At 65.4% G+C, this 15772-nt stretch carries 10 protein-coding genes; 1 reads left to right on the forward strand and 9 read right to left on the reverse strand.

The window, feature by feature from the left end:
- Positions 1-89: 89 nt before the first annotated feature.
- From sppA to BCV67_RS07585, 4 genes are all read right to left on the reverse strand, one after another.
- Entirely contained in the window at positions 90-1997 is a 1908-nt protein-coding gene (sppA, locus tag BCV67_RS07570) for a signal peptide peptidase SppA (protein WP_065868072.1), read from the reverse strand.
- A 70-nt stretch (positions 1998-2067) separates the two neighbouring features.
- Positions 2068-3432, reverse strand: coding sequence for an MATE family efflux transporter (locus BCV67_RS07575; protein ID WP_062167284.1), 1365 nt, complete (start codon positions 3430-3432; stop codon positions 2068-2070).
- A 127-nt stretch (positions 3433-3559) separates the two neighbouring features.
- The gene (locus tag BCV67_RS07580) at positions 3560-4123 is read right to left on the reverse strand and encodes a DUF3106 domain-containing protein (protein ID WP_062167286.1); all 564 of its coding nucleotides are present in this window, start codon (positions 4121-4123) and stop codon (positions 3560-3562) included.
- On the reverse strand, positions 4116-5126 hold the full coding sequence (locus BCV67_RS07585; RefSeq protein WP_062167288.1) for a hypothetical protein: 1011 nt from the start codon (positions 5124-5126) through the stop codon (positions 4116-4118). The genes BCV67_RS07580 and BCV67_RS07585 overlap by 8 nt, the downstream gene beginning before the upstream one ends.
- 421 nt (positions 5127-5547) lie before the next feature.
- Here BCV67_RS07585 and BCV67_RS07590 point away from each other — a divergent pair, with 421 nt between their 5' ends.
- Positions 5548-7743, forward strand: coding sequence for a primosomal protein N' (locus BCV67_RS07590; protein ID WP_062167290.1), 2196 nt, complete (start codon positions 5548-5550; stop codon positions 7741-7743).
- A gap of 298 nt (positions 7744-8041) precedes the next feature.
- Here BCV67_RS07590 and BCV67_RS07595 read toward each other — a convergent pair whose 3' ends face one another.
- From BCV67_RS07595 to BCV67_RS07615, 5 genes are all read right to left on the reverse strand, one after another.
- The gene (locus BCV67_RS07595) at positions 8042-9130 is read right to left on the reverse strand and encodes a serine hydrolase domain-containing protein (protein ID WP_065868210.1); all 1089 of its coding nucleotides are present in this window, start codon (positions 9128-9130) and stop codon (positions 8042-8044) included.
- Between the two features lie 224 nt (positions 9131-9354).
- The gene (locus BCV67_RS07600; RefSeq protein ID WP_231732469.1) at positions 9355-10791 is read right to left on the reverse strand and encodes a glycoside hydrolase family 47 protein; all 1437 of its coding nucleotides are present in this window, start codon (positions 10789-10791) and stop codon (positions 9355-9357) included.
- Positions 10791-13505 (reverse strand): beta-mannosidase, encoded by a 2715-nt coding sequence (locus BCV67_RS07605; RefSeq protein ID WP_082746528.1) that lies wholly within the window; start codon positions 13503-13505, stop codon positions 10791-10793. Before BCV67_RS07605 ends, BCV67_RS07600 begins: the two co-directional genes overlap by 1 nt.
- A gap of 33 nt (positions 13506-13538) precedes the next feature.
- A complete protein-coding gene (locus tag BCV67_RS07610; RefSeq protein ID WP_062167291.1) occupies positions 13539-14780 on the reverse strand; it encodes an AGE family epimerase/isomerase in 1242 nt (413 codons plus the stop codon).
- On the reverse strand, positions 14777-15772 hold the full coding sequence (locus BCV67_RS07615; RefSeq protein WP_062167294.1) for a carbohydrate kinase family protein: 996 nt from the start codon (positions 15770-15772) through the stop codon (positions 14777-14779). The genes BCV67_RS07610 and BCV67_RS07615 overlap by 4 nt, the downstream gene beginning before the upstream one ends.

Here is a 15772-nt window from a genome sequence, read left to right on the forward strand (position 1 = left end):
AGTGCCGAGCATGGCTCGGCACTACAGAGCTGCGGATACAACAACGCCGCCCTTGGGCGGCGTTGTCGGTATTCACCAATCAGGTGCGTTTACAAACCGCAGAAGCAATACGCCAGTGACTTCACCGGTGCGCCGTTGCGGTCCTTCACTGCGTCTTCGACGAAGCGCAGCTGGGTGTCCAGCTCCGGCATCTGCTTGGCGATCAGCATGCGCGCGATGCCCGAGTCGGCCAGCATCCAGGCGCCTGCACGGCTGCCGGCAAAGCCGGTCATGAACTGTGCAAACGGGGTGGCGGCCTTCTCGATGTAACGCACGCGGAACTTGCCGGCCTCGCCCAGCTTGGCCAAGGTGGCGGCGTGCGCGACGGCGGCCTTCAAGCCACCAAACTCGTCCACCAGGCCGCGTTCCTTGGCCTGTGCACCACTCCACACGCGGCCGCGGGCGACTTCATCCACTGCTTCAACCGTCTTCTTGCGTGCAGCGGCCACCTTGCCGGTGAAATCGGCATAGCCCTTGTTGATCACCGACTGGATCACCTGGCCAACGGCCGGGTCCATCGGCCGAGTCACGTCGAACGCGCCGGCAAAACGGGTGGTGCCGACGCCATCGGTATGCACGCCGATCTTGTCCAGGCTGCGGGCGAAGTTCGGGATCATGCCGAAGATGCCGATCGAGCCGGTGATGGTGGATTCGTCGGCATAGATGCGATCGGCATTCATGCTGATCCAGTAACCGCCCGATGCCGCCATGTCACCCATCGAAACCACCACCGGCTTGCCGGCGGTCTTCAAGGCTTCGACTTCGCGGCGGATCTGCTCGGAGGCGAAGACTTCGCCGCCGGGCGAATCCACGCGCAGCACCACGGCCTTGACGTCGTCATCGTCGCGGGCCTCGCGCAGCAGCGCCGAGGTCGAAACGCCGCCAATGCGGCCGGCCGGCAGGTCACCGCCGCCGATTTCACCTTCAGCCACCACCACCGCGACCTGCGGACGCGAATCCACCGGCGAGCGGTGCGCATCGACCTGGGTCAGGTAGTCGCCCAGACTGATCTGGCGGTAACCGCCGTCGGCATCGCTGTCGGCCACGCCACGCTCGGTCAGCAGCGCATCCACTTCTTCGCGGGTCTTCAGGCCATCCACCAGCTTCTGCTGCAGGGCGAAGCGGGCCAGGTCGCCTTCGGCGGCGGCAACCCCTTCAGGCAGGGTGTCGATGCCGGCCGCCAGCTGTGCGGGGTCCAGCTTGCGTGCCTTGGCGATGTCACCCAGGTAGCGCTGCCACACATCGTTCATCCAGAACAGGTCGGCTTCCTTGGCCTGCGGCGATGCGGCGTCGAGCACGTAGGGCTCGGCGGCGGACTTGAATTCGCCCACCTTGAACAGGTGCACGTCCACGCCCAGCTTGTCCTGCAGGCCACTGCGGAAGTACTGGCGGTAGCGGCCCAGGCCTTCCAGCAGCAGGCCACCCATAGGGTCCAGGTAGATCTCATCGGCCTGCGCGGCCAGCAGGTACTGCGACTGGCCCATGTTCTCGCTGAAGGCCACGACCTGCTTGTTGGCCGCACGCAGGTCCTGCAGCGCGGCGGTCACTTCACGCATCGAGGCGAAGCCGCTGGGCTGCAGCTTGTCCAGCTGCAGCACCACGCGGTTGATCTTCTTGTCGTCCTTGGCCGCTTCGATGGCGCGGATGAGATCGCGCAGCTGCAGCTCTTCAGCGTTGCGTTCACCCAAGGCCTTGCCCAGCGCGCGGCTGAGCGGATCGGTGCTGAACTGCTCGACCAGGCGGCCTTCCGGGGCGATCACCAAGGTGGTGCCTTCCTGCAGCAGGGCGGTGGATGAAGCGCCCTTGCCCACGGCAACCATCAAGCCGATCAGGATCAGGAACAACAGGCCGAAGAACAGCAGGTTGAGGATCAGCCGCCGGGTGAAGTTCATGACGTCCCACAGGCCGATGAAGAAGCTGGCAATGGGATTGCGGCGTGGCAAGGGGGGGGGATTCATGGACGCTCCGGTAGGGGCTGGTTGCAAGTCAGGATACGCATAACCGGACGCCGCCGGCATGGCCTTTAAGTCAGGGGGAAGCCTGGGCGATAAGCCGGCCGCTGCTTACCCGCAGCCGCCAGCCCAACAGTACGGCGGCCACGGTCAAACCGATGATCAGGCCGATCCACATGCCCTGCGGCCCCCAGCCCAGACCCAGTCCAAGCCCGGCGCCGACCGGCATGCCCACGCCCCAATAGGCGAACATGGCGATGAACATCGGCACCCGGGTGTCCTTCAGCCCGCGCAGCGCGCCGGCGGACAGCACCTGGATGCCATCGGGAATCTGGAAAGCCGCCGCATACAACAACAAGGTGGAGGCCAATGCGGCCACCGCAAGGTCGTTGGTGTACAAACCCACCACCGCGTCGTGGCCGAGCAGCAGCGCGGTGATCGACACCAGCTGGGTAACCAGCACGATGCCGTAACCGGCCCAGGTGGCGCGGCGCACGCCCAGCGGGTCGTTGCTGCCCACCGCATGGCCGACGCGCACCGTGGTGGCCTCGGCCACGCCCATCGGGATCATGAAGCACAGCTGCGCCACGTTGATCGCGATCTGGTGGGCACTGGCTTCAATGGCGCCGATGCGACCGATCAACAGTGCGGTGATGATGAACAAGCCGCCTTCCATCAGCACGGTGATGCCGATCGGCAGGCCGGTGCGCAGCAGGTCCCAGATCGCCCGCCAGCGCGGCAGTTCGAAATGGGTGAACAGCCCAAGGTGGGCAAAGCGCTTGGTGGTCCACAGGTAGGTGGCGAACGCCAGCGCCTGTACCCACATGGTTACCGACGACGCGATGCCCAGGCCTTCGGCGCCCATTTCCGGGAAACCAAACTTGCCGTTGCACAGCGCATAGCCCAATGGCCCAAGCACCAGCAGGCCGCCGAAACCGATCAGCATGGTCGGCAACGTCCAGTGCATGCCTTCGCTGAGGTAGCGCATGCAGAAATACAGGGTCAGCGCAGGCACGCCCCAGCGGATGGCATGCAGGAAGTCGGTGGCACCGGGCACGATTTCCGGGGCGATGCCAAACGCGGGCAGGAACGCCGGTACCACGCTCAGGAACAGGAACATCAACGCGCTCAAGCCCACGCCCAGCCAGAGCGCCTGGCGGAACAAGGGACCGATTTCACGCTCACGACCAGCGCCATGCAGCTGCGACACCGAGGCGGTGAGCGAGATCAGGGTGCCGATCGGCACCAGCATCGGCAGCCACAACAGGGCCGTGCCGATGCTGACCGCAGCAAAGGTATCGGTGCCGTGGTGGCCAGCGATGGTGTTGTCGACAAAAGCGATCAGACCGGTGGAGACATGGCCCAGCACCAAAGGCAGGGCAAGCAGTCCGGTCGTCCGCACTTCCTGCAGGAAGCGCGGCGTAGCGGGAGAGATGGACATAAAACCAAGAGACGCAGACTACGGCCGGCGCAGGACGCGCGCAGATGCCGGGTTGCGGAGTGTGCCTATTCTAGCGTGGCGACGGTGTTACAGCGCCGCACCGCGGATGAACGGGCGGCGCGGGCCTTCAATGCCCCACTTTCTCGCGCAGCCAGGCATCGCGCTGGGCCGGCGCGAGCGCCAGCAGCTCGGTGCGCAGCGCTTCACGTTGCTGCGGCGGCGTCCGCTGCGAGATCAGGCTCAACTGCTCCAGCTGGACCGGATCAAGTTGGCGCAGCAAGGCGATGACCGGTTCCCGCTGCGCGGCGGGCAGATAGCCGAACAAGGGCTGCAGGCGCGGATACAACACGCCCAGCTGTGGGCCCAGCAACCAGCCGTCGCGGTGCATCTGATCAATGGCCAGGTAGCGCGCGCGCAACGCCTGCTGGTCTGCAACCGGCAGTGCGGCAACCGCCGCCGCCGCGTGGCGGATGCGCTGGCGCTCGCTTTCGGGCAGGGCCTGCCAGGCCGCATAGCGGCTGCGCAGCTCGCGTTTTTGCGCCGCGGTCTGGGTGGCCCAACTGCCCGGCGTACCTGCCACATTGGCCGGGCTTGCCGGCGACGGCATCGACGGCACCGCACTCGGCACCGCGGCGTGCACGGCCAACGGGAGACCTGCCAGCAGCAGCCAGGCCAGCACCAACCTACTCATCCGCATCGCTTGTCTCCAGAGCGGCACCGGCCGGTTCCGGGCGGCTCGGCTGCGGTTGCGATTCATCCACCGGGATCGGGCCACCGGCGGCATACCAGGCATACAGATCAGCGTCGCGCGCCAGTTCCAGCTCGGCATCGGCAAGCATCGCCGCGTCGCTGGCGGCGTGCGGGTCTTCGCCCGGGCCCGCCGGGGCACTGTCGTCTGGCAGGTCTTCAACCTGCACCGGGCTGTTGTCGGACAGGCCATTGCCGGCATTCGGATCGGCTGCCGCCGCGGTATGCGAGCGCCACCACCACAGCGCCACCACCGCCAGCAACAACAAGGGCAGGCACAGCAGCAACCAGGTGCGCAGCGTCCACGGTTGCGACGGTTTGCGCCGCGACGCCGGCTTGCGCTTCGGCGTCTGTTCCACCGTCGCTTTGGGTACAGCTGCCGCAGACGTTGCCGGCAGTGCCCCGCTGACCACCGACTCGCGCAGCTGTTCCAGCTGCTGCAGGCGCGGTGGCGACAGGTCCCGGATACGCACCTGCACCCGCTCGGCCAGCGCACGCCAGCTGGCGGCGTCCGGTCGTCCGCCCGCATCCAAGGGGCAGGCGCCCGCCAGCGCCTGCCGATAGGCGTCGGCATCCACGCCCAATACGCTGGCGGCCGGGGCTTCATCCAAGCCGGCGCCGATACGCAGCAACAGTGCCAGGCGCTCACCGGCCGCCAAGCTGCCAAGATGGGCCAACGCCGGCTCCCACTGCCCGGGGCTGGCTGGTTTCAACAACAGCGGGGTGCTGCACAGCAGGCCCCAGAAGCGGGCCGGCCATTCCACCATCAACAGTTGTGCGGCCGGGCCAACGAAGGCGCGCATGGCCACGGCCACCGCGCGCTCACCGACCACGGCGTCGCCGGCCTGCAATTCAGCAACTACCAGTGCACGACGCTCCACCCCGCGCAGGAAGGCGGACAGAGCGTTGGCTGCGGCCGGCGAAAGAGGGGCTGGTGCAGCCATCATGTGAACTCCGTCATGCCGTGATGATACCCAGCGCTCACCGCGCTGCCGACGCCCTGCAGCGCCAACCGGCCGATTCCGCAAGCCTCTGCTACAACTTGTGCACAGCGTCAATACGCCAAGGAAGGCGCGCCGCGCACGCCGCTCCGAGACTGTGTTTCGTTTTTGTTTCACGGGCAAGTTGTTGATTTTAATGACTTATACATTGTGGCTATTTTTTGACCAAGTTGACCCAGAGGCCCCAACCGTCGCCTTGAGCGCGTGGAGCACAATACTCACCCACAGAGTTATCCACAGGAAATGTGGATAACAATAAATCCCCAAGCGCAGCCAGCGTTTACGCCTCATTTATGCAGGACTTCACAGGAAGCGGATGCAGGTGAATGGAGGGGGCCAAATGCTCCACTGCCGCTAAACTGAGCCCATGTCCGCCTGCCCCACTCTGCGCATCGCCCTGCCGGTGCCGCTGCCCCAAGTGTTCGATTACCTGCCCCCCGTCGGCAGCCCCGCGCCCCGGCAAGAGGACGTCGGCCGGCGGCTGCGGGTGCCGTTCGGGCCACGCGAGCTGGTTGGGGTGGTGGAGTCGCTGGGTCAGATTGATGACCCGGCCAGCCTGCGCCCGGCCCTGCAGTGGCTCGACGGCAGCGCCGTGCTGCACGGCGAACTGCTTGCCAGCCTGCGCTGGCTGGCGCGTTACAGCCACGCCCCGCTCGGCGAAGTGATCGCCACCGCGCTGCCGGCACCGTTGCGACGGGGCGATGCCCTGCCCGATACCCACGGCTGGGCCTGGCAACTCTCCGAGGCCGGGCGTGCCGGCCATGCGCGCCTGCGCAGCGGCACCCGCCCGCAGCGCCTGGCCACGCTGCTGCTCGACGGCGCGGTCAATGAAGACCTGCTCGACGAACAACTGGACGACTGGCGCAGCGCCGCCCGCGCGCTGCTCAAGCGCGAGCATGTACAGCGCATCGAGGTGGCGGCGGTGATCCCGCAGCCGCGCATCGTGCCAGGCCCGCAGCCCAACCCGCAGCAGCAACAGTCCATCGATGCGCTGCAGGCCGCCGATGGCTTCCAGCCGTTCCTGCTTGATGGCGTCACCGGCAGCGGCAAGACCGAGGTCTACCTGCAGGCGATCTGCCATTGCCTGCAACAGGGCAAGCAGGCGCTGGTGCTGGTGCCGGAAATCGGCCTCACGCCGCAGACCCTGCATCGCTTCCGCAGCCGCCTGGGCATTCCGGTGCATGCACTGCATTCGGGCTTGAACGACAACGAACGGGCCCGCGTCTGGGCAGCGGCATCGCGCGGCGAAGCGCGGGTGATCGTCGGTACCCGCTCGGCGATTTTCACGCCTTTGCCGCAGGCCGGCTTGATCGTCATCGACGAGGAACACGATGGCAGTTACAAGCAGCAGGACGGCATCCGCTACCACGCGCGTGACTTCGCGCTGGTGCGCGGCAAGGCACTGAACGTGCCGGTGGTGCTGGGCAGCGCCACGCCGTCGCTGGAGTCGCTGCACAACGCGCGCAGCGGCCGCTACACGCACCTGCGCCTGCAGCAGCGCGCAGGCGATGCCAAGCCACCCGGCGTGCGCGTGTTCGACGTGCGCAAGCGTCCGCTGCAGGATGGCCTGTCACCGGAAGTGCTGGTCGGCATCGAGCAGCATCTGAAGGCCGGCAGCCAGGTCTTGGTGTTCAAGAACCGGCGAGGTTATGCGCCGGTTCTGTTGTGCCATGACTGCGGCTGGACCGCGCCCTGCAAACGCTGCAGCACGCCCCTGCATAAAACTCCGATGACGGTGCACGGCGGTGGCCGCCGCCTGCAATGCCATCACTGCGGCGCGCGCCAACCGGTGCCACTGGCCTGCCCGGATTGCGCCAGCCTCGCGCTGCAGCCGCAGGGCATCGGCACCGAACGGCTGGAAGAGCGTCTGCTGCAGTTGTTTCCGGATTACCCGGTGCTGCGCATCGACCGCAGTACCACCAGCCGCCGTGATGCGCTGGAGCAGACCCTGGCAACGCTGGGCGAGCAACCGGGCATCCTGGTCGGCACGCAGATTCTGGCCAAGGGCCACGACCTGCCCAAGCTGACCCTGGTAGTAGTGGTTGGCATTGATGAAGGCCTGTTCTCGGCCGACTTCCGCGCCAGCGAAAAACTGGCGCAGCAGTTGATCCAGGTTGCCGGCCGCGCCGGCCGTGCCGAGCGCCCCGGTGAGGTCTGGCTGCAGACCCATCACCCGGACAACGCGCTGCTGCACACACTGGTCAACGGCGGCTACCACGCCTTTGCCGATGCCGAACTGCTGCAACGTGAGGCGGCGGGATTTCCACCCTTCGCGCACATGGCCTTGCTGCGTGCCGAAGCCAAACAGGTGGAACAGGCCAATGAATTCCTGGCCGCACTCAAGCAGCTGATCCCGCAACAGCGTGATGTCGAACGGTTTGGCCCGATGCCGGCGCCAATGCCACGCCGCGCGGGTTTCCAACGCACGCAGTTGTTGTTGTCGGCCGAGCAACGCCGGCCGCTGCATGCGGCATTGGACAGCGTGATGGCGCAGGCCTACGGGCTGCCGCAGGCGCGCCGGGTGCGCTGGTCGCTGGATGTCGACCCGATGGATCTGTACTGAGAAAGGATTTGCTTTTGTAGGAGCGGCATCAGCCGCGAAAATGGCAACGCCTGAAAGGCCAGAGCCTACCCCTCCCCAACCCTCCCCTCCGCCTGCGGCGCAAGGGAGGGGGCAACAGCCGTCGGTCGCTGCATACGGGTCGCTGCATGTGGCCCCGATGGATCTGTACTGAGAAAGGGATTCTCTTTTTGTGGGAGCGGCGTCAGCCGCGAAGCTGGCAACGCCTGAAAGGCCAGAGCTTACCCCTCCCCAACCTTCCCCTCCGCCTGCGGCGCAAGGGAGGGAGCAACAGCCACGCTCATCTGTAGAAATCGGCGATCTTCGCGGTGAATTGCTGCGGGTTGGCACCGACCAGGTTGGTCAACACCACAACCGCCAGGCCTTCCTCCGGATAAACCACAAACGCCGAACGTGCGCCGCCGAAACTGCTGATCTGGCGCCGCCCCTGCAACGTGGACACCGGCCAGCCCGCGGCCCAATCACCTGCGCTGCCGTCATTCAAGCGCTCGGGCGTCCACATGCGTTCAAGGCTGTCGGCACGCAATACACGATGCTGCAACAAGGCTGCCAACCACTGCGCCAGTTCGTCTGCGGTGATCTGGATGCCGCCGCCAGCCCACAGCCCGTGCGGCATGTCATAGAACCAGTGCGACAGCCGCGCCGGCGCGTTGGCCGCATCACTGCTGCGTGGGAAAAAGCTGTACGTCGTTACCGCATTCGGCACCAGGTCGTAGCTGCCGCCGAAACGGACGTTGCGCAGCCCCAGCGGCTGGAACTGATGTGCCACAAGATGATCTTCGTAGGTTTGGCCGCTGCGCTGGGCGATGATCCGGGCCAGCAAGCCATAGTTGGTCTGGTTGTAATCGAACTGCGCCCCCGGCACGGCCTGCACCGGCTGCTGCTCCACCCGCTGCCAGGCCTGTGCTTCCGAGCCCCCACCCACCAGGCCGTTGCCATCAACGATGTTCGGCAAGCCCGAGGTATGGGCCAGCAACTGACGCACGCGGATACCCTGCCATGCCACCGGCAGCTGCTGCAGATACGTGGAAATGGGCGCATCAAGATCCACCTGCCCAGCCTCGACCAGCTGCATCATCGCCACACCGGTAAATGCCTTGGTCGCCGAATTGATCGGAAACAAGGTGCTGCGTGTAGCTGCGATCTGGTATTCGACATTAGCCAGGCCGGACACATCGGAGAACACCACGCGGCCATCCTTGACCACCGCAACCTGCAGGGCGGGAATGCCCCGCTCCTTCATCGTCGTTGCAATGAAAGTGCGCGTCGCCTGGTTGGCATCATCCAGCGTTGCCGCAAATGCCGGCGCGCAGCACACAAATAGAATGGCCTGCAGGCAAAGCAGGTAGGGACGGGCTGCCAATCGCATGTTCTTATCCATTCTCGGCCGAGGCACGGCGTGCCCCATCCAAGGCTTGGATGCAGAGAGCGTGGAAAAGGTTTAAACAGCGGGATCAACTGGCCGGGGAATTCCGCAGCCAACCCAAGGGCTTTCGTTGCGCAACCATCCGATGGTTCACGAACTTCCCCCCCACTCCACCGAGGGAGTGGAGGGGAAGCCTGGCTCCGGATGGCCTTCGCAGAACCCCGTTCTTACCAGGTGCGGCGCAGCGGGTGGGCTTCGGTATTGAAGACCACGCCATTGAAGTCCAGGGTCTTGGCCGGGGCGAACAGCAGGTAGTAGTACTTGAAGGTCTCGGCGAACAGGAAGCTCTCCATCGAGTCGTCCTTCTCCTTGCTGCGCACGTCCTTCAGCGCCGAGAAACCGTGATCGGTGCGGGTGTAACGCACGAAGTCCTCGAAGAACTCCTTGCCCATGCCGCGGTAGCGGGCGTCACCGGTGTAATGGTGCAGGTAGTACGCCGACTCCACGATCTCCGGGCGCAGCGCGTAACTGGGCGAGCGCACTTCCATCTTGGCGTAGTCCAGCGACTCCGGCTCGATGTCGTGCAGGCGCCACATCTTCAGGTTGGATTCCTGCAGGCGCTTGGCGCGGTCGACATCGCCACCCAGGGCCAACAGGCCCGGCATGAACGCGTCCAGTGCGCCATAGGTGGTGGAGGTGCGGGTGCCGGTATCCATGTCGGCGTGGCCGTACCACAGCTCACCTTCACGCACTTCGTCGGCCAGGTACTGGTTGATCGGGCCGATGCTCTCGTCCCACATCTTCTTGCAGTCCTCGTCGCCGAACAGCTTCCAGCACTTGAGCAGGTACTCGTAGTACGAGTCGATGCCGCCGGCAATCGAGGCGTCCTTGTTGGTCCACTCGCCGGTTTCGACGTTGATGTTCAAACCGACCAGACCGATCTTGGAGCGACGCTTGTGGGTTTCCACCAACGCACGCTTGGCCTTGTCGTAGTACGCCTGCTTGCCGGTGAGCTTGGCCAGGGTGCCGAATTCCAACAGCAGGGTGCCGGTCTCGGCCGGGTTGCTGATCTTGCCGCTGGTCTTGCCGGTATGCAGGTTGACGTGGGTGTAGGGCAGGCCGGTGGGGCTGTCGAATACCGGCGACAGGCGCGTGCCCAGATCATCGGCGAGCTTGAGCAGGCGCTCGTCGTTGGTCATCTGGTAGGCCGACAGCAGGCCACCGAGCAGACGGATGGTGACCTCGAAGTTCTGCACGTCCATGTCCTGGTCGAAGGACAGCTGGGTGACGATCAGCTCGCGGGCCTCGTTGGCCTCCTTGTCCAGGCCGAGCAGCAGCAGCGTGTCCAGCGCATCCACCGGCGACATCAGCAGCGGCTTGGGATACCAGTCGCGCGGCTGCGCGCTGATCGGCTTCAGGTCGTCATGGCCCTTGGCGTACTGCATGTAACCCTGCCAGGCATGGCGGGTGGCCTCGCGGACCTGTTCGGCCATGCGTGCGGCTTCGGCTTCATCCACCGCAGGCAGGGCGGCATCGGGGGTCGTTGCGGCGGCAGCAGCCGGAGCAGCCGGGGTCTTGGCGGGAGCGGCGGCCTGCTGGTTGCAGGCGGAGAGCGCCAGCATCAGCGCGGCGACCAGGGGGGCGGTACGCAGGGAACGGGTCATCAGTGAATCCTCTCGACGTAAGCGTTGTCTTGCGATGCAACGGGACGGGACTGCAGGGTGTCGCCCAGCGTCTGCAACTGCAGGGCTGTGCGCAGGGTGGAAAGCGGTGCGGTGCTGCGCACGATCAGCATGCGGGTCTGGCCGGGCAGCAGGTCGAAGGCGTTGTCTTCGAGGCTGGCGTTGGCGCCATCGAAACCTATCCAGATGCCGCGTACCAATGCATCGGCGCGCAGCTGCAAGACGTAGTGATCGCCTTCGGTACGCAACGCGGCGTGCAGCTGCCCGGCCTGCAAGGCCTGCTGCTTGGCGGCGACGAAATAGACCAGGCGCTGCGCCACTACCTCACTGCCACGGGTCAATTCGAAAGCCGCCACGCTGCGGTTAGGATCTGCTCCCTGCAGCAGTTCGGCGTCAGTGAAGCGCGCCGCTTCCGTCGCCACTCCTCCGGCCAGACGAATGGCCTTGCGTTCCTGTCGCAGCACACGGCCATCAAAATCCAGCACGCGCATCTGCCACTGTGCATCCAACGGTTGGCGGTCATCGTTGAGCAGACTCACACGGGTCGTACCGTCATCGCGCAACGCCGCCACCGCTACATCGGCGAAGAATCGCCTGGCATGGAAGTTCAGCGCTTTCCAGTTGCCGTAATAATCCACGCTGGACCACGACGCACCCGGCCACACATCGTTGAGCTGCCAATACAGCGAGCCCATCGTGTAAGGCCGCGAGGCGCGATGATGCAGTGCCGCCAGCGCGATGCCTTCAGCCTGCATCATCTGGCTCAGATAGACGAAGTCGGCGAAGTTGCGCGGCGTGCCGTATTCCATCTCGATGTAGTGCAACAGCCGCTCGTTGCCCTTGCCGGCGAGGAATTTCTGGTGCGCCTGGATCACCGGGCCATCAATCTGCTGTTCTTCCGCCGTGGCAAAGGCATTGATCGTCGACAGCTGCGGCCAGGCCTGCAGTCCGAACTCGGACATGAAGCGCGGGGTTTCCTTCAGGTAGGCGGTCGGCGGCAACGCCGGGTTGCCCCAGACTTCCCAGTAGTGCTTGTCACCGCGGCGCGAATCGTTGGCCTTGGCATCCAGGTCATTGCTGGGCGAGCTGGACCAGTACGGCACGCCCAGTCCCTCCTCGGCCACCACGCTGCGCAGGTCCTTGCCGAACAGGTCCACGTACCCCTGCCACACCTTCTGCGCGAACACCGGATCGGCGTCCTTCAGCGTCTTGCCGTGGCCCCAATCCTTCCACGCGGTTTCTTCCTCGTTGTTGCCACACCACAGCACGATGCTGGGGTGATGGCGAAGACGTCGGATATTGTCGCGCGCTTCGGCGACCACATTGGCGCGGAACGCCGGGTCATAGCCTGGCTGCATGCCGCCGCCGAACATGAAGTCCTGCCATACCAGCAGGCCCAGCTCGTCGGCGATATCGTAGAAGGCGTCGTCTTCGTAGTAACCGCCGCCCCAGTTGCGCAGCATGTTCATGTTGGCATCGCGCGCAGCCTGCAGATCGCGTCGCAGCCGTTCGCGCGTGACCCGTGCGGGGAACGCATCGAAGGGAATCACGTTGGCCCCCTTGGCAAACACCGGCACGCCATTGATGACGAAGGCGAAACCCTGCCCGCCGTCCTTGTCCTCGTCGCGCTGCAGCTGCACGGTACGCAGGCCGATGCGGATGCTCGACGCCAATGCATCCTGCTTGCCGTCACCCAGCCGCGCCTGCACGGTATAGCGGTCCTGGGCGCCATAGCCAACCGGCCACCAGCGCCGTGGCTTGTCGATCTGCAGCGGCAGCGACACGTTGTTCTCGCCCGGCGTCAGCGCGATGTCCTGCGTGATCCGGGCGACCCTGGCACCGTCCGGGCCAAGCACATCAACAAGCACTTTCTGCGTGGCAGCGGCATCCGCCTGCTCCACCTGCAGCAGCACGCTCAGCCGCGCGGTGTCCGCATCCAGTGCATCGGTACGCACCGACAGATCGGTGATGCGCTGCTGGTCCCAGCTATCCAGATGCACCTGCCGCCACACGCCGGCAGTGACATAACGCGGGCCCCAGTCCCAGCCGAAATGGTAGGCCGGCTTGCGCACGAAATTGCCGACCATTGCGTCCTTCGGCTCATCGCCGTAGGGCGAAGGGTAATTGCCGGCGATCTTGTGCGGCATCGCCTGTACCTGCGGAAGCAGCGTGCGGATCGGCGAGCGGAACACGATCTGCAGCGCATTGCCCTGCGCACGCAGACGACCATCAACGCGCGCGCGCCAGGTGCGGTGTGCGTTGTCGGCGTTGAGCAAGGGCTGCCCGTTGAGCCGCACCTCGGCAAACGTATCCAGACCATCGAAGCGCAGCTCGGCATGCGGGCGCGCCAGCGTTGCCGCATCCACATCGAAGCGCGCGCGGTATTCCCAGTCGCCCAGGCCTATCCATTGCAGGCCGGCTTCGGCCGCACCGACATAGGGATCGCCGATCACTCCGGCCGCCATCAGATCGGTGTGCACGCTGCCCGGCACGGCCGCCGGCTTCCACGCATCCAGGCCGGGATGTGACTGCAGCTGTGCATCGCCGGGCAGCAACCGGAAACTCCACTGCGCCTGCAATTCGGCAGCCGACGCGTTGCCGGCCAGCGCCAGCAGAACACACGTCAGCCACGCACGCTGCGCGCTGCCAGAGTGCCTTTGTATCCATCCAAATTTTCTCTGCAAACGCTGCCGCATAGCCCCTCCGCTAGTGCTTGACGTTGCCGGGCCTCAGCCCGGCTGCTGCTCGCGAACCACGTTCAGTACTTCGTGGCAGGCGCCCATGGTGTGATAGTCGGTCTTGCCGGCCGGGCTCTTTTCATCGTCGTACTTGCGGTTGTCGGCATCGAGGATGCGGAACCAGGCGCCGTAACGATGATCTACGAAGTACTGCCACGCGTATGCCCACAGGCGGTCATACCAGTCCCAATAACCGGCATCGCCGGTGCGTTTGGCCAACAGCGCGGCAGCGGCCAGCGACTCGGCCTGCACCCAGAAGTATTTGTCGTCGTCGCAGACAAAACTGTCGCCACCGATGGCGGCGCCGTCCATGTTGGGCTGCCGGCGCGACTCCGGCGCGAACCCGTAATACAGGCCACCGCGTGCCTCATCCCAGGAGCGCATGACTGCGCTATCGAACAGATGCTGCGCTGTCGGCACCAGCCAGTCGGCATCGACATGGCGATCAAGGATCATCAGCAGCTTGGCCCATTCGGTCTGATGACCGGGCTGGAAGCCCCACGGCCGGAACAGGTGCTTGGGGTTGTCCAGGTTGTAATCCCAGTCGATGTTCCAGTCGATGTCGTAGTGTTCCCAGACCAGGCCGCCAGCCTTGGAAGCCTGGCGGCGGGTCATGTTGTCGGCCAACTGCAGCGCACGCAGCAGATAGCGCTGCTCGCCACTGGCCTCGAACGCGGCCAGCATGGCCTCGCACATGTGCATGTTGGCGTTCTGGCCACGGTAGCCGGTGAAGTTCCAGCTGGCATCGGCTTCGTCGCGGTACAGGCCATGCTGCGGCTCCCAGAAATGGCGCTCCAGCAGCTGCCAGGTTTCATCCATCCATTCGCGGCCCTGCTCGATGCCCGCCTTCAACGCGCAGCTGTACGCCAACAGCACGAAGGCCACGCCGTAGCAGTGGTTCATGTCGTCCTCGACCTTGCCATCGCGCAGGGTCCAGGCATAACCGCCGGTCGCCGGGTTGCGGTGCACATCGCGCAGATAGCGCACGCCGTGCTTCACCGCGTCCAGATACTCGGCATTGCCGTACTCACGGTAGGCCATGGCGTAGTTGAAGACGAAACGGGTGCTGCTGACCAGGTGCCGGTGGCTGCGGTCATAGATGCTGCCGTCGTCGCGGTAGTAATGGAAGAAGCCACCTTGCGGATCGATGCAATGCGGGTGATAGAAGGCCATCGTGTCGGCGACATGCGCGCGCAGGAAGGCCGGTGAACGGAAATCGGGCGTGGTGCTCATACGATGGCCTCGTGTTGCTGCAGCAGCTGCTGCACTTCATTCAATGCAGGCATGGCGGCGAATGCGCCCTTGCGGGTGACTGCCAATGCGCCCACCGCCGCGGCAAAGCGCAGCGTGCCGTGGATGGCATTGGGGGTTTTGCAGAACGCGGCAAAGCCGGCGCCCGCACCGCCGCGTTCAACCAAGCCAACCAGCACGCCGCCGACAAAGGCATCGCCCGCCGCAGTGGTATCCACCGCCTGCACGCTGAAGCTGGGCACTTCACCCTGGCCATGGCGGGTATACCAGCGCAGCGTGCCGGCGCCGTCGGTGACGATCACCCACTGCGCCTGCGCGGCCAGCAGCCGGCGCAGTACCTGCGCGTCGCCGTCCGCGCCCAGGGGGGCGGCCAGATAGTCCAGTTCCTCGCGCGAGAGCTTGATCAGGTCGGCACGTTCCAGTGCCTGCCAAAGACGTGGGGTGGGGTCGACATCGGCCGGCCACAGCGCCGGGCGCAGGTTCAAATCCAGGCTGACCACCGCACCGGCGGCGCGGGCGCGCTCCATGCCGGCGAAGGTTGCCGCAGCGATCTCCGCCTCGGTCAGGCTGTTGGAGCACACATGGAAGCAGGCGGTGCCGTCGAAACAGGCCGGCAGGTAATGCTCGGCGCGGAACAGCAGGTCCGCCGCCGGTGGCCGGTAGAAGCTGAAACTGCGCTCGCCATGTGCATCCAGGGCAACAAATGCCAACGCGGTCTTGGCCTGGTCGGTGCGCACCACACAGTCGGTTTCAACTCCGGCCTGCTGCAGGCTTTCCAGCAGGAAATCAGCAAACATGTCGCGGCCCAGCATGCCGGCGAAATGGCTGCTGGCACCCAGCCGCGCAGCCGCGACGGCGACATTGGCCGGGGCCCCGCCAGCGTACTGCAGGAAGGCGCGCGGGGTGTCGGCCGAGGCCGGCGGTTGCGCTAATAGATCGATCAAAATTTCGCCGAAACAAACAATCTTGCCCAT

It is taken from the genome of Stenotrophomonas nitritireducens (assembly GCF_001700965.1).
Lineage (GTDB): Bacteria > Pseudomonadota > Gammaproteobacteria > Xanthomonadales > Xanthomonadaceae > Stenotrophomonas > Stenotrophomonas nitritireducens_A.

Bases quoted from the DNA above. Each gene is read 5' to 3' on its own strand.
- sppA (WP_065868072.1), bottom strand. From the start codon at position 1,997: ATGAATCCCCCCCCCTTGCCACGCCGCAATCCCATTGCCAGCTTCTTC.
- BCV67_RS07575 (WP_062167284.1), bottom strand. From the start codon at position 3,432: ATGTCCATCTCTCCCGCTACGCCGCGCTTCCTGCAGGAAGTGCGGACG.
- BCV67_RS07580 (WP_062167286.1), bottom strand. From the start codon at position 4,123: ATGAGTAGGTTGGTGCTGGCCTGGCTGCTGCTGGCAGGTCTCCCGTTG.
- BCV67_RS07585 (WP_062167288.1), bottom strand. From the start codon at position 5,126: ATGATGGCTGCACCAGCCCCTCTTTCGCCGGCCGCAGCCAACGCTCTG.
- BCV67_RS07590 (WP_062167290.1), top strand. From the start codon at position 5,548: ATGTCCGCCTGCCCCACTCTGCGCATCGCCCTGCCGGTGCCGCTGCCC.
- BCV67_RS07595 (WP_065868210.1), bottom strand. From the start codon at position 9,130: ATGCGATTGGCAGCCCGTCCCTACCTGCTTTGCCTGCAGGCCATTCTA.
- BCV67_RS07600 (WP_231732469.1), bottom strand. From the start codon at position 10,791: ATGACCCGTTCCCTGCGTACCGCCCCCCTGGTCGCCGCGCTGATGCTG.
- BCV67_RS07605 (WP_082746528.1), bottom strand. From the start codon at position 13,505: ATGCGGCAGCGTTTGCAGAGAAAATTTGGATGGATACAAAGGCACTCT.
- BCV67_RS07610 (WP_062167291.1), bottom strand. From the start codon at position 14,780: ATGAGCACCACGCCCGATTTCCGTTCACCGGCCTTCCTGCGCGCGCAT.
- BCV67_RS07615 (WP_062167294.1), bottom strand. From the start codon at position 15,772: ATGGGCAAGATTGTTTGTTTCGGCGAAATTTTGATCGATCTATTAGCG.